The sequence below is a fragment of the Porphyromonas circumdentaria genome (assembly GCF_900167105.1).
GTDB classification, from domain to species: Bacteria; Bacteroidota; Bacteroidia; order Bacteroidales; family Porphyromonadaceae; genus Porphyromonas; species Porphyromonas circumdentaria.
The window spans coordinates 1-20258 of record NZ_FUXE01000019.1 but is presented as its reverse complement, the minus strand read 5'-3'; the positions used below and the strand labels follow the sequence as shown (position 1 = coordinate 20258).

Genomic DNA, 20258 nt, shown 5'->3' with positions numbered 1-20258 from the left:
TTTTGTTTTCATAATTACTTTGGAATGGGGGGTACCTGATATGCGGGTACAGCCCCATTCTTGTATTAAAAACCTACTGCAAAAACCCTTAGAGGGATGGTGGGCGTACGTTATTTTGTGTTGTTGAGGTCGAAAATAATCTTGTTGGAAAGTTCGATCCCGTACTATAAATTCTTCTTAGATCCTAATATAAAAATATAGTGTTATATATTTGGTATCGTTAATTTTTTAATTATCTTTGTTAGTGTCAGACTAATAGGTTGTCTTTGATTGTGTGATAGAGGTACTTAGATGTTAAGGGACGCCAATTAACCCCGTAATAAGGAATGCCTAACAGTACAGATAAATATCAACTATACCGTTCCTACTGTCTAAAGGCCAGTAGGGATATCACAAAAAAATATAGCACATCGTTCTATTCTGCAACTAATTTATTCCCTTCTCATATCCGTCAAGCTATCCACAGTGTTTATGGCTTTGTGCGTATAGCCGATGAAATAGTCGACTCTTTTCATAGATATGACCAAGAGAAGTTGTTGAATGTTTTTGTCCAAGATTACTATGCGGCTTATGAAAGTGGCATTAGTATCAATCCGATAATACATTCATTTCTGCTTACCGTGAAGCAATATGCGATCCCTGATGAGTATATTTCTTGGATTTTTAGCTTTCAGATTACTGATCGCTTTTTTGAACTACCTCTTTAGGGCAAGGCTTCCTCGTGTGAAGGACAATGCTTCGTTACCTACACTTTCTGTGCTTATACCAGCACGTAACGAGGCCTCTAACATCGGTCTCATACTACATGATTTAATTAGAATAGAGGGGGAGGAAATTCGAGAAATTATCGTTTACGACGATGCTTCGGATGATGCTACTCCCGACATTGTGTCAGAATATATGCTGCAGGACGAGCGTATTCGTTTGCTGCGTTCTCAGGGACTTCCCGACGGATGGTTGGGAAAGAATAATGCTTGTCACAGGCTGGCTCAAGAGGCACGAGGAGACTATTTTCTTTTTCTTGATGCCGATGTGAGGGTCGCTCCCGATTTTATAAATAGACTGTTGGCTTATGCTGTGGGCAAGAAAGTCTCTTTACTTTCAATTTTTCCTTGTCAAACGATGTATTCTTGGGCTGAAAAGATCACAGTGCCCAATATGCACGTTATTTTACTTTCGCTTCTTTTACTGCCTATGGTGCGACGTGTTGGCTTTTCCTCCGTTGCTGCCGCAAATGGTCAGTGCATGCTTTTTGAGAGTAGGGTGTATAGAGCCTTGTTGCCACACTTGAGGTTCAGAGCGAGTAGAGCGGAGGATATAGAGATAGCTCGATATCTAAGGAAGCAGAAGGAGAGGGTTGCTTGCCTCACGGGAGTAGCCACTATCCGATGTCGTATGTATGATAGCCTTGATAGTGCCATAGAGGGATTTTCCAAGAATGTTACTTTCTTTTTCGGGAACTCCTATGTGGGGGCTATTTTCTATTGGTTGCTCACAACTTTAGGGTGGGTGTTCGTTGGGATAAGCTCTTTTGAACTTCTGTTACTCTACCTTTCCATGGGGCTTTTGATGCGCCTCTTTATTTCTCTAACAGCCTTACAAAACGTATTTAATAACATAATCTTAGCAATTCCTCAACAACTAATGCTGGGAGCCTTTATTGTGAAGTCTTTGAAAAACAAACATAGAGGTTACTTTAGTTGGAAAGGACGAAAACTTTAAATCAATAAACAAACAAATGAGACTTAAAAGATACACTCTGACTTCTCTTTTGGCACTTTTTGCCCTACTACCTCTCTTCTCGACGCCTCATAAGGAGCTAATTTACCAAGCCTATATCAGTGGTAACATGGATGCGTGGTATGCAGTTCTTAATTCTATGAATGCTAAAGCCAACAAGACCTTTGGCGAAGAACTTGAGTTGCTGAATTATGAATATGGTTACATCGGTTGGTGCATGAGCAAAAAGAAGAAAAAAATGGCACGCGAGTATATTGATCGTTTTGATGCCCGCTTAGAGAGACTACAACGAGAGGGTAAGAGTTTGGCAGTTTTATCTGCCTATAAGTCCGCATCCTATGGATTTCAAATAGGGCTTAATAGGGCTAAAGCTCCGTTCCTTGGACAGAAGAGTATTGCCGCGGCAGAGAGATCTGTAAAACTTGACCCTAAAAATTGGTTAGGCTTCGTTCAACTGGGCAATATAGACTTTTATAAGCCCGCTATCTTTGGTGGTTCTAAAAAAGATGCTCTGACCGCCTATCTCAAAGCAGAGAAAGTATTCGTAAATAGTGGATTGGAAAAGGACTGGAACCTCCTCTCCCTTTGGGCGCAAATAGCACTCACCTACGAAGCTCTTGAGGATACAAAGAGGGCAGAGGCTTACTATCTGAAGATATTAAAAGCCGAGCCGAACTTTAAGTGGGTGAGGGATGAACTGTATGTCAACTTTAAGAAAAACAACAACCTAAGATGAAACAGAAAGTAACTATCATAGGGACAGGCCTTGGGGGCTTGGCGAGTGGTCTTTGGCTTATAAAGCAGGGCTACGAGGTAGAGTTTATCGAGAAAAATGATAAGCCTGGCGGACGGCTCAATCAAATCAAAAAAGACGGATTTACATTTGATACGGGACCGAGTTTCTTTAGTATGTCTTACGTATTCAAAGAGTTTATGGAGAAGTGTAATATGGAGCTTCCCTTCAAATTCGTGGAGCTTGACCCTCTCTACTCGGTTAATTTTAGGGGGAGCAATAAGACCTACCACCTTTATAAGGATATCAAAAAACTTGCCGCACAGTTTCAAGAGCAAGAACCTGACTTTGAGGAGAAGATGAGGACCTATTTGAAGAAGTCTAAGGCTCTTTTTGAAGATACTTTCGATATAGTAATTCGGAGCAATTTTGAAAATCTCTTCGACTACTGCACCTCGCTTCTGCGGGTTAATCCCAAACATCTACCCGTGTTGTTTAAGACCTTTTGGCAGCATGTTAATAGTTACTTTACCTCTTCAGAGGTGCGACAAATCATCTCTTTAGTTGCCTTTTTCTTGGGGCGTACTCCTTTTGATACAATGGCTATATACAGCCTTCTCTCCTACACAGAGTTTCAACATGATGGTTACTATAATGTAGAGGGCGGTATGTACACGATTGTCAATAGTATTGTGGACGAATTGATCAAATGCGGTGCACAGTTTACTTACAATACCGAGATAGTAGATGTCGAGAGAGAGGCGAAGCAAATAACAGCTGTTGTGGATAGTAAGGGCAATAGATACTCGGGGGCAATTTTCTTGTCCAATGCAGACGCTGCCCTCTTTAGAGGTCGTGTCTTGAAAAGAGCGAAGTACGACGAAGCCCACCTTGCCAAGATGGAGTGGACTATGGGTTATCTTACTTTCTATATCGGCGTGAATGAAAAACTCCCACAGTTAAATCTGCATAACTATTACTTGGGTACCAACTACGAAGAGTATGCTCTCAACGTGCTCAAAGACCCAGATACTTTGCAGAAACCCTATTACTATGTCAATGCAATCTCTAAGTGCAATCCCGATTGTGCTCCTGAAGGGTGTGAGAGTTTATTCTTTGTTTGCCCCGTTCCTAATGGGCAGTACAAGAAAGATTGGAGTGATAGAGATCAGATAGTAGATAGTATCTTGACCGACTTTTCCGAGAGAATAGGTGTAGATATATTCCCTAAAATCGCCACACGTACGGTGTACACACCTCAGGAGTGGGAGGCTAAGTTTAACCTCTACAAGGGGAGTGGTTTGGGGCTTTCGCATAAGATGATGCAAATAGGGGGCTTTAGGCCTGCCAATTTCGATGAAGAGTTTAAAAACCTTTTCTATGTAGGGGCATCGACCATACCGGGTGCCAGTTTGCCCATGGCCATTATTAGTGCAGAGCTTGCTACTCAGCGCATTGCAAAAGCCTTTCCAGCGTATTAGTAATACCTTTTTATTTTTTTACTGTTACAAGGCTTTGAGAGAAAAGAGGTAGGCGGCGTGTATAACTCTTGCGTACCTCAGTACTGTACTAACGAGATAAGTGTGGGTTGTGTGTAGTAGGTAGTAACTTGTTTCACACGCCCGCGATTTGTATTATACCTGTCGAAAAATCTTCTTATTCAGGAGGATAAGTTCGTTAATACCTATTCTAAACTCTATACGCAATCTGAATATATGTATATTCAATTTGAATATATATATACTAAGGTTGCGTTTATATATATTTAGATTGCGTATAGAGAATGTCTCTCGAGAAAAACAGATTTATTACAGCTCTTTGGAATTTTTTTTCTGCGAAGAGAGAGTTTTTTGTTCTAAAGGGGTGGTTGGATAAGGGGAGGAGAGTATTGGGTAATCAAGCGAGCTATTGGTTAATTTGCAAGAGGGAGTCGCTAACCTAAATAAATCACTTGTGTGGCATTAGTTACCTTGAGGGCTGTTTCTGCAATACTGTTGCGTTGAGGGAGCTCTTTTAGGTGGAGTCTCTCAAAGGCTATCTGCCAGTTCCATACTAAATTGAGCTCTCGATTTATCTCTCTATTTTGCTCTACAAAGGTTGGTCTCTTTTGTGTACCTTTGTCATGTTTTATACAATTCTATACGATGCTGTCGTTGCGCCCGAAGAGAATGTACACCTACATCATTCAGCAGTATTTTCCGCTGCTGGGGATGACTCTTTTTATCTGTTGGTTCATTGTCTTAATGCAGATGATGTGGCTCTATACGGACGAGATTGTAGGTAAAGGGCTCGATTTCGTTATCCTGTTGCAGTTGGTTTTTCATGCTGCCGTTATGGTCTTACCTACTGCTGTTCCGCTCGGTATCTTGTTAGCCTCCTTGATGACTTTTGGTTCTATGGGAGAGCGGTTGGAATTGTTGGCGATGAAATCGGCAGGAGTTCCCCTGCACCGCATCATGGCACCTCTATTCTTCATCGTGCTCGGTATCTCGTTTTTTCTCTTTATTTACCTCAATACGGCGGTGATGAATGCTCAAGTACGCTTTTATCAGATTATATTTTCTGCTCGAGAGGCGCGTCCCGACTTGGATATTCCAGAGGGTACTTTTTACAACGGCATCAGAGGGTATAGCATTTTTGTTGGTAAGAAAAATAGTGAGACGCGGAGCCTTGAGGAGGTCATGATCTATGATTACAGTCAGTTTGATAGCCCCCGAGTAATTACCGCAGACTCTGGAGTACTTCGTTTGGATAGCTCTAAACGCTTTCTTACTCTCAACCTTTATCGGGGGGAGAGCTTCGAACCCTTAGAGGGACAGACCTTTACTCCCACTGATATTACCAATCTGGAAGAGGTGCCTGCCTCTTATCTCAAAGAGAAGTTCTCATTCAAACAGATTGTAATCAATCTCAATATGAATTTTGAGATGATTGATGACGGTGGTTTGCGCAGTCAATTTGTGGGAAAGAACCTAATACAACTCAGCCATTACATAAAAGATACAGCACAGTATGAACTGGATAGTGTCTCCTTTATGAATGCTCAAGGGGCTTTGGAGTCTTCACAGAATGAGCGTTTTGTGATGATGAAAACCTCTCCGATGGATAAAACGGCCGAGGGAATAACCTCGTGGAAAGCCTTAGAAACAGCTGCGCAAGAGAAAACGATCACGCTAGACTCGCTTTATGCACAGGTATCTCCCGAGAAGATGGAGAGTGTACTTGAGGAGACGGTTACACGTTTAGAGCAGGTAAGCGACGCTGCCCTTTTTCGTAACGATGTGTATCAGCAACAAGCCTACTTCTATAGAACGCATGCTCAGGAGTGGCACAGAAAGTTCACATTTCCTGCAGCCTGTCTTGTTTTCTTCTTCATCGGTGCTCCCTTAGGGGCGATTATACGCAAGGGGGGGATAGGTATGCCTATGGTAGTTAGTGTACTTTTCTTTGTTGTTTACTATATGCTCGACACGTTTGGATACAACCTCTCGTACAATGGCTCTTGGACGCCTTGGTTTGGGATGTGGTTTTCTACTCTTGTTCTTAGCCCTTTTGGTATTTTCCTTACTTACAAAGCCACGAGAGACTCTTCTACATTGAATGTCGACGCTATTCTCATACGTTTGAAACAGCTGTTGCGCAAGGATAAAGTGCGGGAGATACAATTCCGAGAGTTAATCCTAAACCCTGTTTCCTCCGAAGAGGCATCAGCTATTGTAAATAGATGCTTGCACGCATTGGCAATCGTCAAGAAGAGCCCCTTTATGGAAAAAGGCAGTTTAACGCATAGCTCTTTGCTTTTGCTCAATAGAGAGTATGCCCTTTTCGCAAAGGAACTGGAGGCTTTGGTTGAGCAGTTGCAGAACTCCGAGAATAAACTCGTGGTGGCGAAACTTATGGATATTCCCTTTGTACACGCTTCCTTTGCTTCTTTGGTTCCCAAGAAAAAGATACTATTCTTTGCCTTGCTGCCCATTATACCCTTATCTTTGCCTTACGCTATACATATTCTTTGGCAACGGAAACAACAGAAAAAAGTACTCTGCCAGTGCCACAAGGTGCTGGAAGAGCTGATAAAAATCATAGAAACGACTATTTAACAAATAGATAGAACAATAAATAATAATGGATCAAATAGCACTAAACAGCATAGAAGATGCTCTCAAAGACTTCAAAGAGGGCAAGTTTGTCATTGTAGTAGACGATGAAGACCGCGAGAATGAAGGGGATTTCGTTATCGCAGCAGAGATGATAACTCCCGAGAAGGTTAACTTTATGATGCGTTACGGCCGTGGGGTACTCTGTACGCCTATATCCGAGGAGGTGGCGCAGAGGTTGGAACTTAATATGCAGGTATCGGATAATACCTCACTGCACGAAACTCCTTTTACCGTTACAGTAGACCTTATCGGCAAAGGATGTACAACGGGTGTTTCTATGTATGATAGAGCGCAGACCATCCTCGCACTCGCCGACCCCAATACACAGCCGTCCGATTTAGCTCGCCCTGGTCATATCAATCCGTTGCGCGCACGCTCTCGAGGGGTATTGCGCAGAGCGGGGCATACCGAGGCGGCAGTAGATTTGGCACGTATGTGTGGTATGCAACCCGTTGCAGCCCTTATCGAGATTATTAACGATGATGGTACCATGGCACGCCTCCCGCAACTTATAGAGATTGCACAGAAGTTTGACATGAAGATTATATCCATAAAGGACTTAATCGCCTATCGTCTTCAGAGCGAAAGTATCGTGGAAGAAGGTGTTTGTGTATCTATGCCTACCAAAGAGGGGCTTTTCCATCTGATACCTTTCCGGCAGAAAAGTAATGGTTTGGAACACTTTGCTATCTTTAAGGGCGATATTACAAGTGGAGAACCTGTGTTGGTACGCGTGCACTCGAGTTGCGCTACGGGAGATATTTTAGGTTCTTGTCGCTGTGAATGTGGTGAGCAACTGCACAAAGCGATGCAGATGATCGAGAAAGAGGGTCGTGGGGTTGTTGTTTATCTCAATCAAGAAGGTAGAGGTATCGGTCTTATGGCGAAGATGGAGGCTTATAAACTGCAAGAGCAGGGGTATGATACGGTCGATGCTAATCTGCATCTGGGCTACGCAGCAGACGAACGCGATTATGGAGTGGGGGCGCAGATACTCCGTTCGCTGGGCGTTCAAAAGATGCGTCTGATGACTAATAATCCCGTTAAACGTATAGGCTTAGAGGCGTATGATCTGGAGGTCGTAGAGAATGTACCCATAGAGATAGAGCCTAATGCTTATAATATGAAGTACCTCCAAACCAAAAAAGAGCGTATGGGGCATAAACTTCACAACGTGAAATAGGTGATAGAAACAGAATTAAAATTACAAGTGATATGAGAAAGATTATTTTAACTTTATCCTTACTATTATCGGTAGTTGCAGTGCTTTCTGCACAGAAGTACGATGTGCGCCTTAATCTTCAACCTGGTTTGAAAGTACCTGTTCGTTACCAACAAGTAACCGATCAGGAGGTTTCTTTTCAGGGACAAATTATGAAGAGCAAGATTATTCAAAAGAATGAGGTGGTCTTCTCGGTTGTGGCAAAGAACCAAGACAATTTAATCATTGAAGCGGTTATCAATTTGATTGAGACCAGTGCCGAAACACCCCAAGGCAATATGAAGTTTAGTTCTGCCGATGAGAAGGAAACACCTGAGAACAAAGCCCTTAAACAGATGGCAAAAAAAGTGGTGCGTGCCGAAATCACTCCCTACTTCCAGTTGGTAGGAGAGGTTACTCCCGTAACAGAGGGGCTTACTAAGGAAGAGGCTCAGCTTGTGTACAATGCTTTCTCTTCTATCTTCAAGGGATTGTATCCTACCTCTCCTGTGGCTCAGGGCGATACTTGGGCAGCCGATATGTCTGAGGGCGTAAAGGGCGAGTCTACACTTACCTCGGCTTCGCCTCAAAGCTTTATTGTCGACTCAAAAATCCTGCTTGATACAGAGTTTCAAGGTGTTAAACTCTCGGGTAAGGGTACTATGAATTATGAAATTCATGCACCTACGGGAGTACCCATCTATGGCCTTACTACATTGCCTGCTTCGGGCTCTACTGTGGCTAATGGTGTGCCCGTTAATATCACTATGAATATGACCAGTACGTTTGAGTTTATACAGTAAACTCTTAGACATATAGAGAAATCCCGAAGGGGATATGCTCTTTTCCAATTCCTCTTCTGCTTTTTCGAGAGCAGGAGAGGGTTCTTTTTATCTTGAGAACGAGCCTTCGGAAGTATTTTTTGCTAAGGAAACCTCTCAAAAGAGCGTTCTTTGACCTCGTACTTCGCAGCGTTTTGGCAGATTTCCTATATATTTGCACAGAAAATGCACTTTTGTGCATTTGAAATGATAAAAGGAAAGAAATGGAAACCAAAACAAAATTCGATATAAACGATAATCTGATAGAGGCTTTTGAAACGACATTCAAAGAGTGCTTTTCGATGCCTGCTTTCACAGATTATGATACGGGAGAGACTTTCTCCTATGCCAATGTAGCACAAGAGATAGACCGTCTGCACCAACAGTTCAGCATTCTGGGGTTGAAAAAAGGAGACAAGGTCGCTTTAATGGGCAATGATTCGGCGAGATGGTGTATACTTTTTATGGCAACCATAACTTATGGAGCCGTGATTGTACCTATACTTCAAGACTTCAATCTACAGGATGCAGAGCGTATTATAGATCATAGCGATGCGCGGATATTAGCTCTTGATAAGCGATTGCGAGAGGATATAGACGTTAGAAAATGTCCGCAAGTTGAGATGGTTCTGAGCTTGGAAACATTGACTCCCATAAGCGTGTGTCAATCCGATATAGAGGCTCGTTTGCAAGCTCTGCCCAGAAGAGAGGAAGTTGCCTTCGGCGTGCAAGATATCCACTTTGTAGAGAGAGACAACGAAGAAGTTATGGTGATCAATTACACCAGTGGTACTACGGGCAATAGTAAGGGGGTAATCATCACGGGACAAAACTTAGCGGGTAATGCACTCTATGCGCACCGTTTGGACTTAATGTTCAGAGGCGATAAGATACTTTGCTTCCTTCCTTTGGCACACACGTATAGTTGTGCATTCAACTTTCTCACCCCTATGACTATCGGAACGCATGTTACGATATTAGGCAAGGTACCCTCTCCTAAGGTTATTCTGTCGGCTTTTGCCAAGGTAAAGCCACAGTTGGTTATTACTGTGCCTCTCATTTTGGAGAAGATATACAAACAGGCTATTGCTCCCAAGTTAGCCCAACCTTCGATGAAGTTTCTCACACGCATACCTGGTTTGCGTTCTATTGTTTATAACAGTATCAATCGACGCTTGCGCCATGTGTTGGGGGGAGAGTTTCGAGAGGTTATTGTCGGGGGGGCAGCTCTGTCTGGCGAAGTGGCTCACTTCCTCAAAAAGATAGGTTTCCCTCTAACGGTAGGTTATGGTATGACCGAGTGCGCGCCTCTTATTTGCTATGAAAACAATAGACGGTGGGTACCTGAGAGCTGCGGTAAAGTGCTTCAGAATATGGAGCTGCGCATAGCAAGAGAAGAGGGAACTGCAGCGAATACTCCAGGAGAGATACAAGTGCGGGGAATGAATGTTTGCAAGGGATACTATAAGAATCCCGAGGCTAACGCTCAGCTCTTCACCAAGGATGGATGGATGCATACGGGTGACCTCGCTACGATGGATGCCGAGGGCAATGTATTCATAAAGGGGCGTTCTAAGACTATGATTTTGGGGAGTAGTGGGCAGAATATCTATCCCGAAGAGATCGAATTAAAACTCAATACTTTCCATTTGGTGGCAGAGAGCCTTGTGGTGCAGAGGGGTAAGCGATTGGTTGCTCTTATTTATCCCGATGAAGAGGCTATTAAGAAAGAGGGGCTTACCCTGGAAGAGGGGTGGAAAGCGATAGAAAACTTCCGAAGCGAACTCAACAATCAAGTAGCTCAATACGAAAAAGTAACACTGTTTGAACAGCAGAAGGCTCCTTTTGAGAAGACTCCTAAGCGAAGTATTAAGCGTTTCCTTTACGAAGAACAGCAGTAAGATATACGTATGAAACAAAAATTGTTTATCCTTTTATCGGCTTGCCTTCCCATGTTTGCGTGGGGGCAGTCTGAAAAACAGGAAACTTTCTTACGGGAGATTACCTCTTTGGGTGATACCTCCTTACCATACACTCTGGTGCATGGCAAAAAAAATGTACAGGGCGAAACCTTTTCTATTGCTAATCTACTCACAGAAGCACCGCCCAGAGTAAGAAGAACAGGTCCTAATGAATCCCTTAAAGCTTTAGAGGACGGATGGTTCTTCTCGAAAGATATTTCTTCCGAGGGAGTGGGGCTACTCTCTACGTACCGTTTTACAATAGAAAATGAGGGCTATGCCACGGGAAAAATCGAGGTATATGGACGTGCCAGAATGTCTCTTTTTATAGATGGCAAGTGCGTCGCATCGCAAAAAGAGCTCGCATCACAAGATAGCGTTCCACAACTCTTTGCTTCTCTTAAGTTGCGTCCAGGTGGGCATAATGTGTACCTCAAAACTCTTCATTTGACAGGAGACTCTCTTTCTCCCAAGTTTAAGGTTGTACTCAAAACCGATAGTACCACGGCGACATCTGGTCTATCTTTTAATGAGAAGCTACTCAAGCCTCTTTCTTTAGACTATATGATGTCGGGCAGTTCGCTTCAAGGGGTACGCCTCTCTCCATCGGGACGTTATGCCCTTGTTACCTATGCAGCGCGTAGAGGACTGAAAACCGATTACTCGGCACGTTTATATACAAAGGATGGAAAGCTAATACGGGAAAGTAAAGAGCTCGTATCTGCCCGTTGGATGCCTAAGAGTGATAGACTTTACATGATTCGTACACAGGGTAAAGAGCGTGTACTTTTCTCTCAAAAACCCGATGGTAGTGATGAGCAAATTCTCGTGGATCCTTTGCCAGAAGGGGCTATCCGTTTCAGTCCCGATGAGCAAGTTATCTATCTTCAGGAAGAGGCTAAAGCAGCTCCTAAGGACGACAAAGTACAACGTATGCAAGACCCTGACGATCGTATGCCAGGGTGGCGCAATCGTCCCTATTGGAAGCGTTTAGACCTGAACTCGGGCACAACAATGCCTTTGACCTTTGGGTCGAGCTATGTTGCGCTTATGGATATTCACCCCGTATCTGGGAAACTTCTTATACAGGGTGCTACTAAAGACTGGACTGAGCAGCCCTATTCTTTCTCTTCTTTGTATGAATTTGATCCCATAACAGGTAAAACCGATACGCTATTTACAAAAGAGATTGATATTGCTTCTGTCTCTTATATCCCCAATGACGATCAACACCTGCTTATCTTAGGTTCGCCCAACGCGTTTGATGGAGTAGGTAGCACTTTGCCCAAAGGTCGTTGGGCTAATTCCTACGAGCGTGAAGCCTTTCTTTTTAGAAAGAGTGACAAGCGGGCTATCTGTCTTACGATGCAGTTTGACCCTACTATAGAGCAAATACAATTTGACTACAAAGGCGACGTGATACTGCAAGCGACCGATGGGGCACTGCAAAAACTCTACACGCTCAATATAAAAAGAAAAGAAATCACGCCTATAATCCTCAGTGAAGATCAGGTAAGTCAGTATTCCTTACCCAAGGAAAAGGGAGATTTGTGGTACTTCGGTCAGAGTGCTGCTAATGCGGATAAACTTTATAGAGTCCATAATGGTAAGGAAACACTTGTTTGGGATTTGGACGCAGAAAAGATGAAAGGCTTTATCCGTCCCGAGGTGCACAACTTTACCTATACTACGCCCGAGGGTACTCCTATTGAGGGATGGTATTATCTGCCGCCTCATTTCGATGCTAACAAGAAGTATCCTTTGTTGGTATACTACTATGGAGGGACTATTGCCTCTAAAAAACGTATGGAAGGTACTTATTCACCAGCGATGTATGCCGCACAGGGTTATGTGGTATATATACTCAATCCCAGTGGTTGTACGGGGTATGGGCAGGAGTTTGCCGCACGTCATCTCAATGCGTGGGGAGAGCCAACGGCTACCGAGATAATAGAGGCTGTGCGTTCTCTTTGTGCTCAGAATAGTTTTATCAATGCTGAAAAAATAGGTTGCTTTGGAGCAAGCTATGGAGGGTTTATGACTCAATACTTGCAAACACGTACTGATCTTTTTGCCGCAGCGGTGAGCCACGCAGGGATTAGCAGTATTACCAACTACTGGGGTAGCGGCTATTGGGGTATGGGATACAGTACCGTGGCTTCTGCGCATAGCTATCCATGGTCGCATCGCTCTACCTTTGTAGATCAAAGCCCTCTTTTCAATGCTGAAAAGATTCATACACCTCTTTTGTTACTACATGGTGATAGTGATACGAATGTTCCTACGGCAGAGAGCATTAATATGTACAATGCCTTAAAGGTATTGGGTCGAGAAGTCGAATTAATTACTTTCACAGGAGAAGACCACTTCATTTTAGAGCCTGAGCGACGTATTCGATGGACCGAAAGTATCTTTGCCTGGTTTGCTCGCTGGTTAAAGGATGAGCCGACCTGGTGGAACGATTTGTACGGTGCTAAAGAGGAAGACCAATAAATCATTGAGACTGTTGCTTCACGCAGCAGTCTCTTTTTTTGAGAGGCTTGATCAGAGCTTGCTGTTAGCCCACAATTCTTTAGTTCTTACTCTTACGAGAGTCTGCTACTTCTCTCTAAAGCGACCAACAGTTTGGCATACGCCAAGACGATTGTGGAGGAGTTTACCACTTAATATAGAGATATGCTATTTTTTAGATACTTCTTGCACCTCAACTTATCGTAAGGAAATAAGTCTTGTGCACGTGAATTGTACAATGCCCTCTAATGTAAGTGTTTCCCCAAAAGAGTGTAAACACTATGCTTCTTATTTTAGAGTTGAAAAGATAAAAGATACAGCGGAAACTTCAATAGGACTGATTTCTCTCGATGAAGTCAGTCTTTTTTGTTTCATAACGCGAACTTTCTCTTTTTATCGTATCATATTCTTTATATTAAGATTGAATATACATGTATTCAAGTTGCATATATATAAATTCAATCTAAATATATATATACGTAATCTTAAAATGGGAAATTGCTTGTGATGAATATAAATTTTGCACCTGTAGTTCCCTCTTTTTAAACAGATCAGGGGGAATTACCTTCTTTATCTCAAAAATAAGGGTACAAAAGCAGGCTAATCTTTTACCTGTGTCAACCTCTTGTATAGAGCTATCGGAGGCTAAGAACAAAAGGGCAACTACGTAGCAAAAGAGGCTGTGCCAAAAATTGATCTTTGACACAGCCTCATAGGTTTAATATGTATTGTGATGATTTCCTTCCCTTAATCTCCCATGGAGAACGAGGGAGGAGCAGTTAGCTAACTTTAGAGAAAACCCAAGGTAGCACTCCAATCTTTAAGGTTAGAGTTTTTAGTGTACTGTTATACTTGGCATCGAAAGTAGTACTGGAAGTCCCAAAAAAATCTGCCAATTCGGGAGCAAATGTAATTCTTACGTTGTGTCCGTTTATAACGTAAGTAAATTTTATATTCTTCTGCTCTGGATCTTCTGCATTTGTATTCTTGATGGAAAAAAGTCCTGCTTTGTCGCTGGAGAATACCAGTCGTAATAAAAATCGTGCATCTTCATGAGAGTTGTCAAAGAGACCTCCCATAAAACTTCCTTCCCATGTAGTCCCCTCTAATTTCAGCTCTTTGGGCTCTTTGTTGCAGGAGCTCAGTAGTGTTACCAATAGAAACAAAAGTGAGGTGGCATAAAAAACAGTTTTCTTCATAATACAATAGAATTTAAGTGAAATAAATTATTCTAATATTCTCAAAGTTATAAAAATAAAAGGAAGAAGAGATCAAAAAAGAAATGCAGGTTTGCTCTCTACTCCGAAGTGATTGAGTGCTGTTACCGCAAAACCTTTATAATAAGGGGAGAGGGGAATCAAATAGAACGGATCACTGCTTATGGATAATAGCTTTGCTTTATGTGGAAAATCACTCTTTTTTCCATTGGGTAGGGCGTATACCAAATAGAAGCGAGGCGAGAGAGGATCGCCCTCTTGGTAGGTATCTTCCCACTCCAGAAGAGGAGACGAGGATACTCCGAGAGAGAAACGAAGGTTAGTAATCTTCTTTGAGGTTGTGCCTCGAAACTCTTGGCGCACAGGAGTTGCTACCCGATGTCCTGCATACAGTCTGTTGAGCTGTGGGATAATACCTCCGTAATTGCTCCATAAGTCATCGGCAGGCCAGAAGAAATCGCCACGGGCTACTTTGCGTTGGTGGTTTATTTTCGTAGTTAGTTGCTGCCCATCCATAGATCTGCGTATATCCTGACCGATGTAAAGAGCCGTTTCCCCTAATTTTTGTGCTCCCCACCAATCAAGTAAAACTTGGTAGTCGGCAGAGGTGTGACCATAATTCCAGTATATCTGGGGTGTGAGGTAGTCTATCCAACCCTTTTTTGCCCATAAGATAACGTCGGCATAGAGAGCTTCATATCCTTCTAACCCTGTGGTTTTACTGCCCCCTGCCCAATTCTTATTGTTACGATAGATGCCGAAGGGGCTGATGCCGAGTGCTACCCAAGGCTTGGTTTGCTGCAATGTTTCTCGTAGTTGTGCTATGAAGTGATTGATATTTTCTCGTCGCCAATCTGCCTTTGTACTCCATGAGTATCCCTTGGATAAACCATATTTTTCAAAAGAGTAGTTGTCGTTGAAAGGTATTCCCGTTACAGGATAAGGGTAGAAGTAGTCATCTATATGCAAAGCGTCTATATCGTACCTCAAGACAATGTCTTGTGCTACTCGGCAGACGTAGCTTCGTACTTCTGGAAGACCAGGGTCTAAATAGCTCTGACCGTTATAGGGGATAATCCAATTGGGGTATCGATGCGATATATGTTCGGGGGCTGTGGGGTTCGTTGTTTTAACCGAGGCACGAAAGGGATTGATCCAAGCATGAAATTCCATACCTCTTTTGTGGCACTCTTCTATAATAAAGGGGAGAGGATCGAATAACCCCTCGGGCGAAGCTCCTTGTACTCCTGTTAGGAAACGGCTCCAGGGCTCGTACCGCGAGGCATAGAAGGCATCTGCCTCACTCCTAACTTGAAAGACAACGGCGTTGATGCCTATTTGATGCAGCTTATCGAGCCTCTGAGTGAGAAGTTGTTTCAATTCGGTGGTATTTTTCTCTTTATAGTCGTTTCTCCACACAGTAGGCCACCAAGCCGCTCGCATTTCACGCCCCTCTTTTAGAGCGGTTGATGAAGAAAGAGTGCCTTTGCGAGAGGCACATCCTGTAAAGAAGAGCAGTAAAAGGATAGAGAGGGCACCTCGTAAAAATAGCGATAGCTCTGAACGCTTCATAGTAGTTTGATTTTAAAAGGCTCGATGCTAATAACTCTTTTTTTGTATAGAATGCCTGCCGCGCGTTTGAATGTTTTTTTGGAATAACCCGTTAAGTGCTCAATCTCCTCGGGAGTACTTTTATCCCCAATCGGGAGTTCGCCACCTCTATTGCGGAGCAGTGCCAAAAGTTTCTGTACCCCCTCTTCAAGCCGTTCCATGCCCAATGGATTTAGTGATAGGTCTAAACGATCGTCTTCTCGTACACGAATCACGTAGGCGGTAGTTCGTTCTCCAGTGTGTACCTCTCTGTTTAGCTCGGAGTGGTACACTAAACCCCAAAAGTGGTTGTTTACGACAGCTCTAAAACCAATAGAAGTGGCCTCTACAAATAGAATATCGACGGCTTCTCCTGGTTCGAAAGAGGGAAGTTGTTGGGCGATATGCTTATTTAGTTTGGAGGAACCGACAATACGGCCGCTAACATGGTCTACATAGACTGCAACGGGGTAGGTATTGCCCTCTTGCATACGTTCTTTTTGTTCAGAGAAAGGAACAAATAAATCTCTGTGTATACCCCAATCCAAAAAGGCTCCATGTTGGGTTACCATATTTACCTTGAGGAATGCTACCTCGCCTACTTGTACAAAAGGTTTAAGTGTAGTAGCTACCAAGCGTCCCTCATTGTCATGATAAACAAAGACATCAACGATGCTATCCACATTACACTCTGTCGGGAGATAGCGGTTGGGTAAAAGAATCTCTTCTGTACCGCCGTCTAAGTAGGCTCCAGGTGAGGCTAAACGCACTACTCTTAGAGGTTGCCAGATGCCTAATTGAAACTCGCTCTCGCTTTCTTGAGGCGGGAGCTCTTTTTCTGCTAAACCCTTTTTTGTAATCCTTTTCAAGGAGAGAAAATCTTTTGTCTCAGAGGGAAAAGCCTTACTCCTCTCAGAGCATTGTGGGTAGCTTTTTTCTCTCTCTTGTGTATCAATCTCTGCGCTCCCTTGCCCTTCACGAGAGGGAGATATTTTGCGCAAGTTGACCCCGAATGGAGCTTTTCCTAAATGAGAAAAAGACTTCGCCCCTTGTCGAGGGGAAGTCTTTTTATTCTTTTTATGGTTTGAGTCGTTCATCTATTCGAGGGTTATGTACGAATTGTCTATGAATTGCGGTAACACACTATACCTCTGAATAATGCCATCTTTGGTAAGTACATCGAGATGGATATAGGCCTCTTGTTGTGCATTCGATACATAGGGACGGAATGCAAACAAGTAAGAGAAAACAGTTTTATTGCTCTCCTTGGCAAAAGCCTTGGCAATGGATTTGTAGTCCGACACATCCCAATAACGACAATACTTGACGCCTCGGCGATCGGTAAACATGCTACGCTCATCTCGGTAGGAGAGTGTGCGCTCAACGAACTTGTGGTAAGCAGTTGTAAGTTCTTGGATAGAGGTTAAAGGCTTATCATTAATCGCCACAATGCGGTCTCCTACTTTTAGTCCCGCCTTGGCAACTGGTGTATTAGGTATAACTGAAGCGATTAAACCCAAGTCAGAAGCGTGGAAAACCAACCCTGTATAGTTATGTCTGTGAGCAGAGAAACGTATCTGAGGGTTAATGTTATAGCGTACAAAAGGGAATTGCATCAGCATGATAGGTACAGAAAGACGGGCATACTCTTCTAAAGAAAAATCTTCAGTTAAGTGCTCTACCGCTTCGCAGCTCCAGTAGAGCATGTCTGAACCGTGAGCGTCGAAAATGCGGATTCCGAAAGTAAGTACAAAGGGGGCTGTCTGCTTATTTCCACCTACAGGTAACAAAGGGACCTCAACGAGAGATCGTTTTTCTATATCGTAGCGTACATCGAAAAGTTTAGCGTCCGCTGTTTGTTTTTTATCGAAATAGGTGTTGTGGATGAGTGTATAGTAGGTATCGACGATAATATCTGCTTCGGCCTTATTGTGTTGTAGACCTAATGAGCGTAACTGCTCGGAAATTCTTTTTTGTATATCCAAATCCAAAGCAGAGCTATTGCCCGTTTCATCGGCAAAGGCGAAGTAACGGAACTTTTCGAACGATACTTTTGCAGCTTTTCCTGTATCAAAAGGGTAGGTTAGCACGCGCTCACATTCATCTTCCAGACTATACATGCTAAAAGATGCTGCAAGTAGTCTCTCATCTACAAAAGAGCGGTCTTGACACTCTGAGTGCAGTACACGCTCAGCCTTTTCATATCCAAAGTTGCTTACTTCCAAGCGTAGTTCCTCTGGATTACGAAGTGTATTGAGAAATTCTTGCTCACTAACATCAAGAATAGAGCGGCCATTTATGGTCTCTATTATATCTCCAGTTTTAAGTCCCGCATATCCTGCTGGCGAATTGGGTTCTACAGAGAGAACAACGGGACGGTTCGCCCCCCAATTTTCATTATAACTCATTTGATACTCAAAGCCGATGCGGCATACTTTGTTTTGCGCTTTTGCCTTCTGAGCTACGAAGAGAAGTGCGAAAAACAAGAGTAGTGTGGAAGTATACGATTTTCTCATAATATGATTCGTCTATATCGTTGTGCTAAAATACATTATCCTTTTTGAATAAAGCTATACGCTTGGCGCAATACTTCTTGAGATGCTCGCTCTATAAAAGACTCCCTGCCACCTTTGAAAAAAAGGAATTTTGACCATAGACGGTCTCGGTAAGATAGGGCTATCCACATAGAGCCTACGGGATAGAGGGGTATAGCTCCTGAGGGACCTGCAATACCCGTCGTTGCCAAAGAGAGGTCTGCATGAAAGATTTTGCGTGCTCCTAATACCATCTGCTCTGCTACCTCGGCACTTACTACACCTTTGCTTTCAATGAGTGCCATGGGTACGCCAAGTAGTTCGTGTTTTATGCGTTCGGAGTAAGCCACCAATCCACCAGCAAACCACTTGGAAGCTCCCGCACGTTGGGTGCAGAGGGAAGCAATCATACCTCCCGTACAGCTCTCTGCTACGGAGAAAGTTTCCCCTCTTAGGGTCAGCCTCTGTGCCAAAAGGTCAACTAATGAAGTGGTTGTAGAATTGTTCATTGGGCAAGTGTGGTGCGAACGAAAGGTACAATGTCTGCAGTGACAAAGTCTCTTTGTAGGTAAGAGAAATAACCTGCCACGGCTACCATGGCGGCATTGTCTGTAGTGTATGAAAACTTGGGGATAAAGATGTCCCAACCGTAACGCTCGGCATAGTCGGCAAAAGCTTGGCGTAAAGCGGTGTTGGCAGAGACGCCTCCTGCTACGGCCACACGTCTTATTTCATACTCTTTAGTTGCCTTCAAGAGTTTTTGCATTAAAATATCGACTACTGTCTTCTGTAGAGAGGCGCAAAGGTCCTCTTTGTTTTCTTCGATGAAATTGGGGTTTACCGCCAATTCATCCCTTAGGAGGTATAAAAACGAGGTTTTTAACCCGCTAAAGCTGTAGTCCAAACCTGCCACATGAGGCTTTGCCAACGAGAAGCGCAGGGGATTTCCTTCGTTTGCCAAGCGATTGACTACAGGTCCCCCTGGGTATCCCAACCCCATTACTTTGGCACATTTGTCAAAAGCTTCTCCAGCGGCATCGTCGATCGTTTGTCCCACTACCTCCATTTGATAGGGGCTATCTACTTTTATGATTTGCGAATTTCCGCCCGAAACAAGTAAGCATAAAAAAGGAAAATCGGGGCTACGATGCTCCTCGTTCGGTTCAGAGATGAAATGGGCTAATACGTGAGCTCTAAGATGATTGACCGAAATGAGCGGAATATTCAAGGCAAGATGTAATCCCTTCACAAAACTGGTGCCTACTAGCAGAGATCCTAACAATCCAGGTCCTGCTGTAAAGGCAATGCCCTCTATCTCTTGCAGAGAAATGCCTGCTCTGCGGATCGCTTCACTTACCACAGGAACGATGTTTTGTAGATGAGCACGGGAGGCAATCTCGGGTACTACTCCTCCGTAAGCACTGTGTACAGCTTGGCTGGCTATAACATTGCTCAGAAGTTCGCACCCCCGTACCACTGCTGCGCTTGTGTCGTCACATGAACTTTCAACGCCTAATAGTAAAGGAGCTTTTGTATTCACACTCATTTGAATCTTTATTATTACTAAAACACAAAGATAACCTTTTCTTTAGGTGTATAGTAAAGTACCCTATGGAGTGTTAGGGCAACCGCATCAAATCTTTAGCAGCTTTTTGAGGTAGTCCCTATTCAATGCGGCTTTGAATAACGATAGTTTGTCTTTGTATTGCGAGACAATGCCTAAGGCAAACTCCCTTAGTGTGTTTAGATTAGTCGCTGATTAGTTCTTCCCCATAAACTTGAAGAGAAGT

The 20258-nt window shown here is 43.4% G+C and carries 15 protein-coding genes and 1 pseudogene; 9 read left to right on the top strand and 7 right to left on the bottom strand.

Annotation, left to right across the window (positions count from 1 at the left end):
* Positions 1 to 326: 326 nt before the first annotated feature.
* From B5D06_RS07820 to B5D06_RS07780, 9 genes are all read left to right on the top strand, one after another.
* Entirely contained in the window at positions 327 to 707 is a 381-nt protein-coding gene (locus tag B5D06_RS07820; RefSeq protein ID WP_078737449.1) for a phytoene/squalene synthase family protein, read from the top strand.
* The gene (locus tag B5D06_RS07815; protein WP_159442707.1) at positions 643 to 1722 is read left to right on the top strand and encodes a glycosyltransferase family 2 protein; all 1080 of its coding nucleotides are present in this window, start codon (positions 643 to 645) and stop codon (positions 1720 to 1722) included. The genes B5D06_RS07820 and B5D06_RS07815 overlap by 65 nt, the downstream gene beginning before the upstream one ends.
* Positions 1723 to 1738: 16 nt before the next feature.
* Positions 1739 to 2476 (top strand): tetratricopeptide repeat protein, encoded by a 738-nt coding sequence (locus B5D06_RS07810; RefSeq protein WP_078737447.1) that lies wholly within the window; start codon positions 1739 to 1741, stop codon positions 2474 to 2476.
* On the top strand, positions 2473 to 3954 hold the full coding sequence (locus tag B5D06_RS07805; RefSeq protein WP_078737446.1) for a phytoene desaturase family protein: 1482 nt from the start codon (positions 2473 to 2475) through the stop codon (positions 3952 to 3954). The genes B5D06_RS07810 and B5D06_RS07805 overlap by 4 nt, the downstream gene beginning before the upstream one ends.
* Before the next feature lie 687 nt (positions 3955 to 4641).
* Positions 4642 to 6573: an LptF/LptG family permease gene (locus tag B5D06_RS07800; RefSeq protein WP_159442706.1), complete on the top strand. Its 1932-nt coding sequence runs from the start codon at positions 4642 to 4644 to the stop codon at positions 6571 to 6573.
* Between the two features lie 25 nt (positions 6574 to 6598).
* Positions 6599 to 7816: a bifunctional 3,4-dihydroxy-2-butanone-4-phosphate synthase/GTP cyclohydrolase II gene (locus B5D06_RS07795; protein WP_078737444.1), complete on the top strand. Its 1218-nt coding sequence runs from the start codon at positions 6599 to 6601 to the stop codon at positions 7814 to 7816.
* 32 nt (positions 7817 to 7848) lie between these two features.
* The gene (locus B5D06_RS07790; protein ID WP_078737443.1) at positions 7849 to 8637 is read left to right on the top strand and encodes a hypothetical protein; all 789 of its coding nucleotides are present in this window, start codon (positions 7849 to 7851) and stop codon (positions 8635 to 8637) included.
* Between the two features lie 242 nt (positions 8638 to 8879).
* Positions 8880 to 10556 (top strand): AMP-binding protein, encoded by a 1677-nt coding sequence (locus tag B5D06_RS07785; protein ID WP_078737442.1) that lies wholly within the window; start codon positions 8880 to 8882, stop codon positions 10554 to 10556.
* Between the two features lie 9 nt (positions 10557 to 10565).
* Complete coding sequence (locus B5D06_RS07780; protein ID WP_078737441.1) at positions 10566 to 13109, top strand: S9 family peptidase; 2544 nt, start codon at positions 10566 to 10568, stop codon at positions 13107 to 13109.
* A gap of 797 nt (positions 13110 to 13906) precedes the next feature.
* On the opposite strand, the gene B5D06_RS07770 is transcribed toward B5D06_RS07780, so the two are convergent.
* The 7 genes and pseudogenes from B5D06_RS07770 to B5D06_RS09175 form a co-directional block, all read right to left on the bottom strand.
* A complete protein-coding gene (locus B5D06_RS07770; RefSeq protein WP_078737439.1) occupies positions 13907 to 14326 on the bottom strand; it encodes a hypothetical protein in 420 nt (139 codons plus the stop codon).
* A 72-nt stretch (positions 14327 to 14398) separates the two neighbouring features.
* A complete protein-coding gene (locus tag B5D06_RS07765; protein ID WP_078737438.1) occupies positions 14399 to 15916 on the bottom strand; it encodes a glycoside hydrolase family 10-like protein in 1518 nt (505 codons plus the stop codon).
* Positions 15913 to 17031: a CvfB family protein gene (locus B5D06_RS07760; RefSeq protein WP_078737437.1), complete on the bottom strand. Its 1119-nt coding sequence runs from the start codon at positions 17029 to 17031 to the stop codon at positions 15913 to 15915. The genes B5D06_RS07765 and B5D06_RS07760 overlap by 4 nt, the downstream gene beginning before the upstream one ends.
* A complete protein-coding gene (locus B5D06_RS07755; RefSeq protein WP_078737436.1) occupies positions 17032 to 18450 on the bottom strand; it encodes a PDZ domain-containing protein in 1419 nt (472 codons plus the stop codon).
* Between the two features lie 35 nt (positions 18451 to 18485).
* The gene (locus B5D06_RS07750) at positions 18486 to 18977 is read right to left on the bottom strand and encodes a CinA family protein (RefSeq protein ID WP_078737435.1); all 492 of its coding nucleotides are present in this window, start codon (positions 18975 to 18977) and stop codon (positions 18486 to 18488) included.
* Positions 18974 to 20014 carry a tRNA (adenosine(37)-N6)-threonylcarbamoyltransferase complex transferase subunit TsaD gene (gene tsaD, locus B5D06_RS07745; protein ID WP_078737434.1) on the bottom strand — a complete coding sequence of 347 codons (1041 nt, stop codon included), beginning with the start codon at positions 20012 to 20014 and terminating at the stop codon, positions 18974 to 18976. Before tsaD ends, B5D06_RS07750 begins: the two co-directional genes overlap by 4 nt.
* Positions 20015 to 20101: 87 nt before the next feature.
* Positions 20102 to 20227: pseudogene (locus B5D06_RS09175) on the bottom strand (ISAs1-like element ISPg6 family transposase); the annotation flags it as partial.
* Positions 20228 to 20258 lie beyond the last annotated feature (31 nt).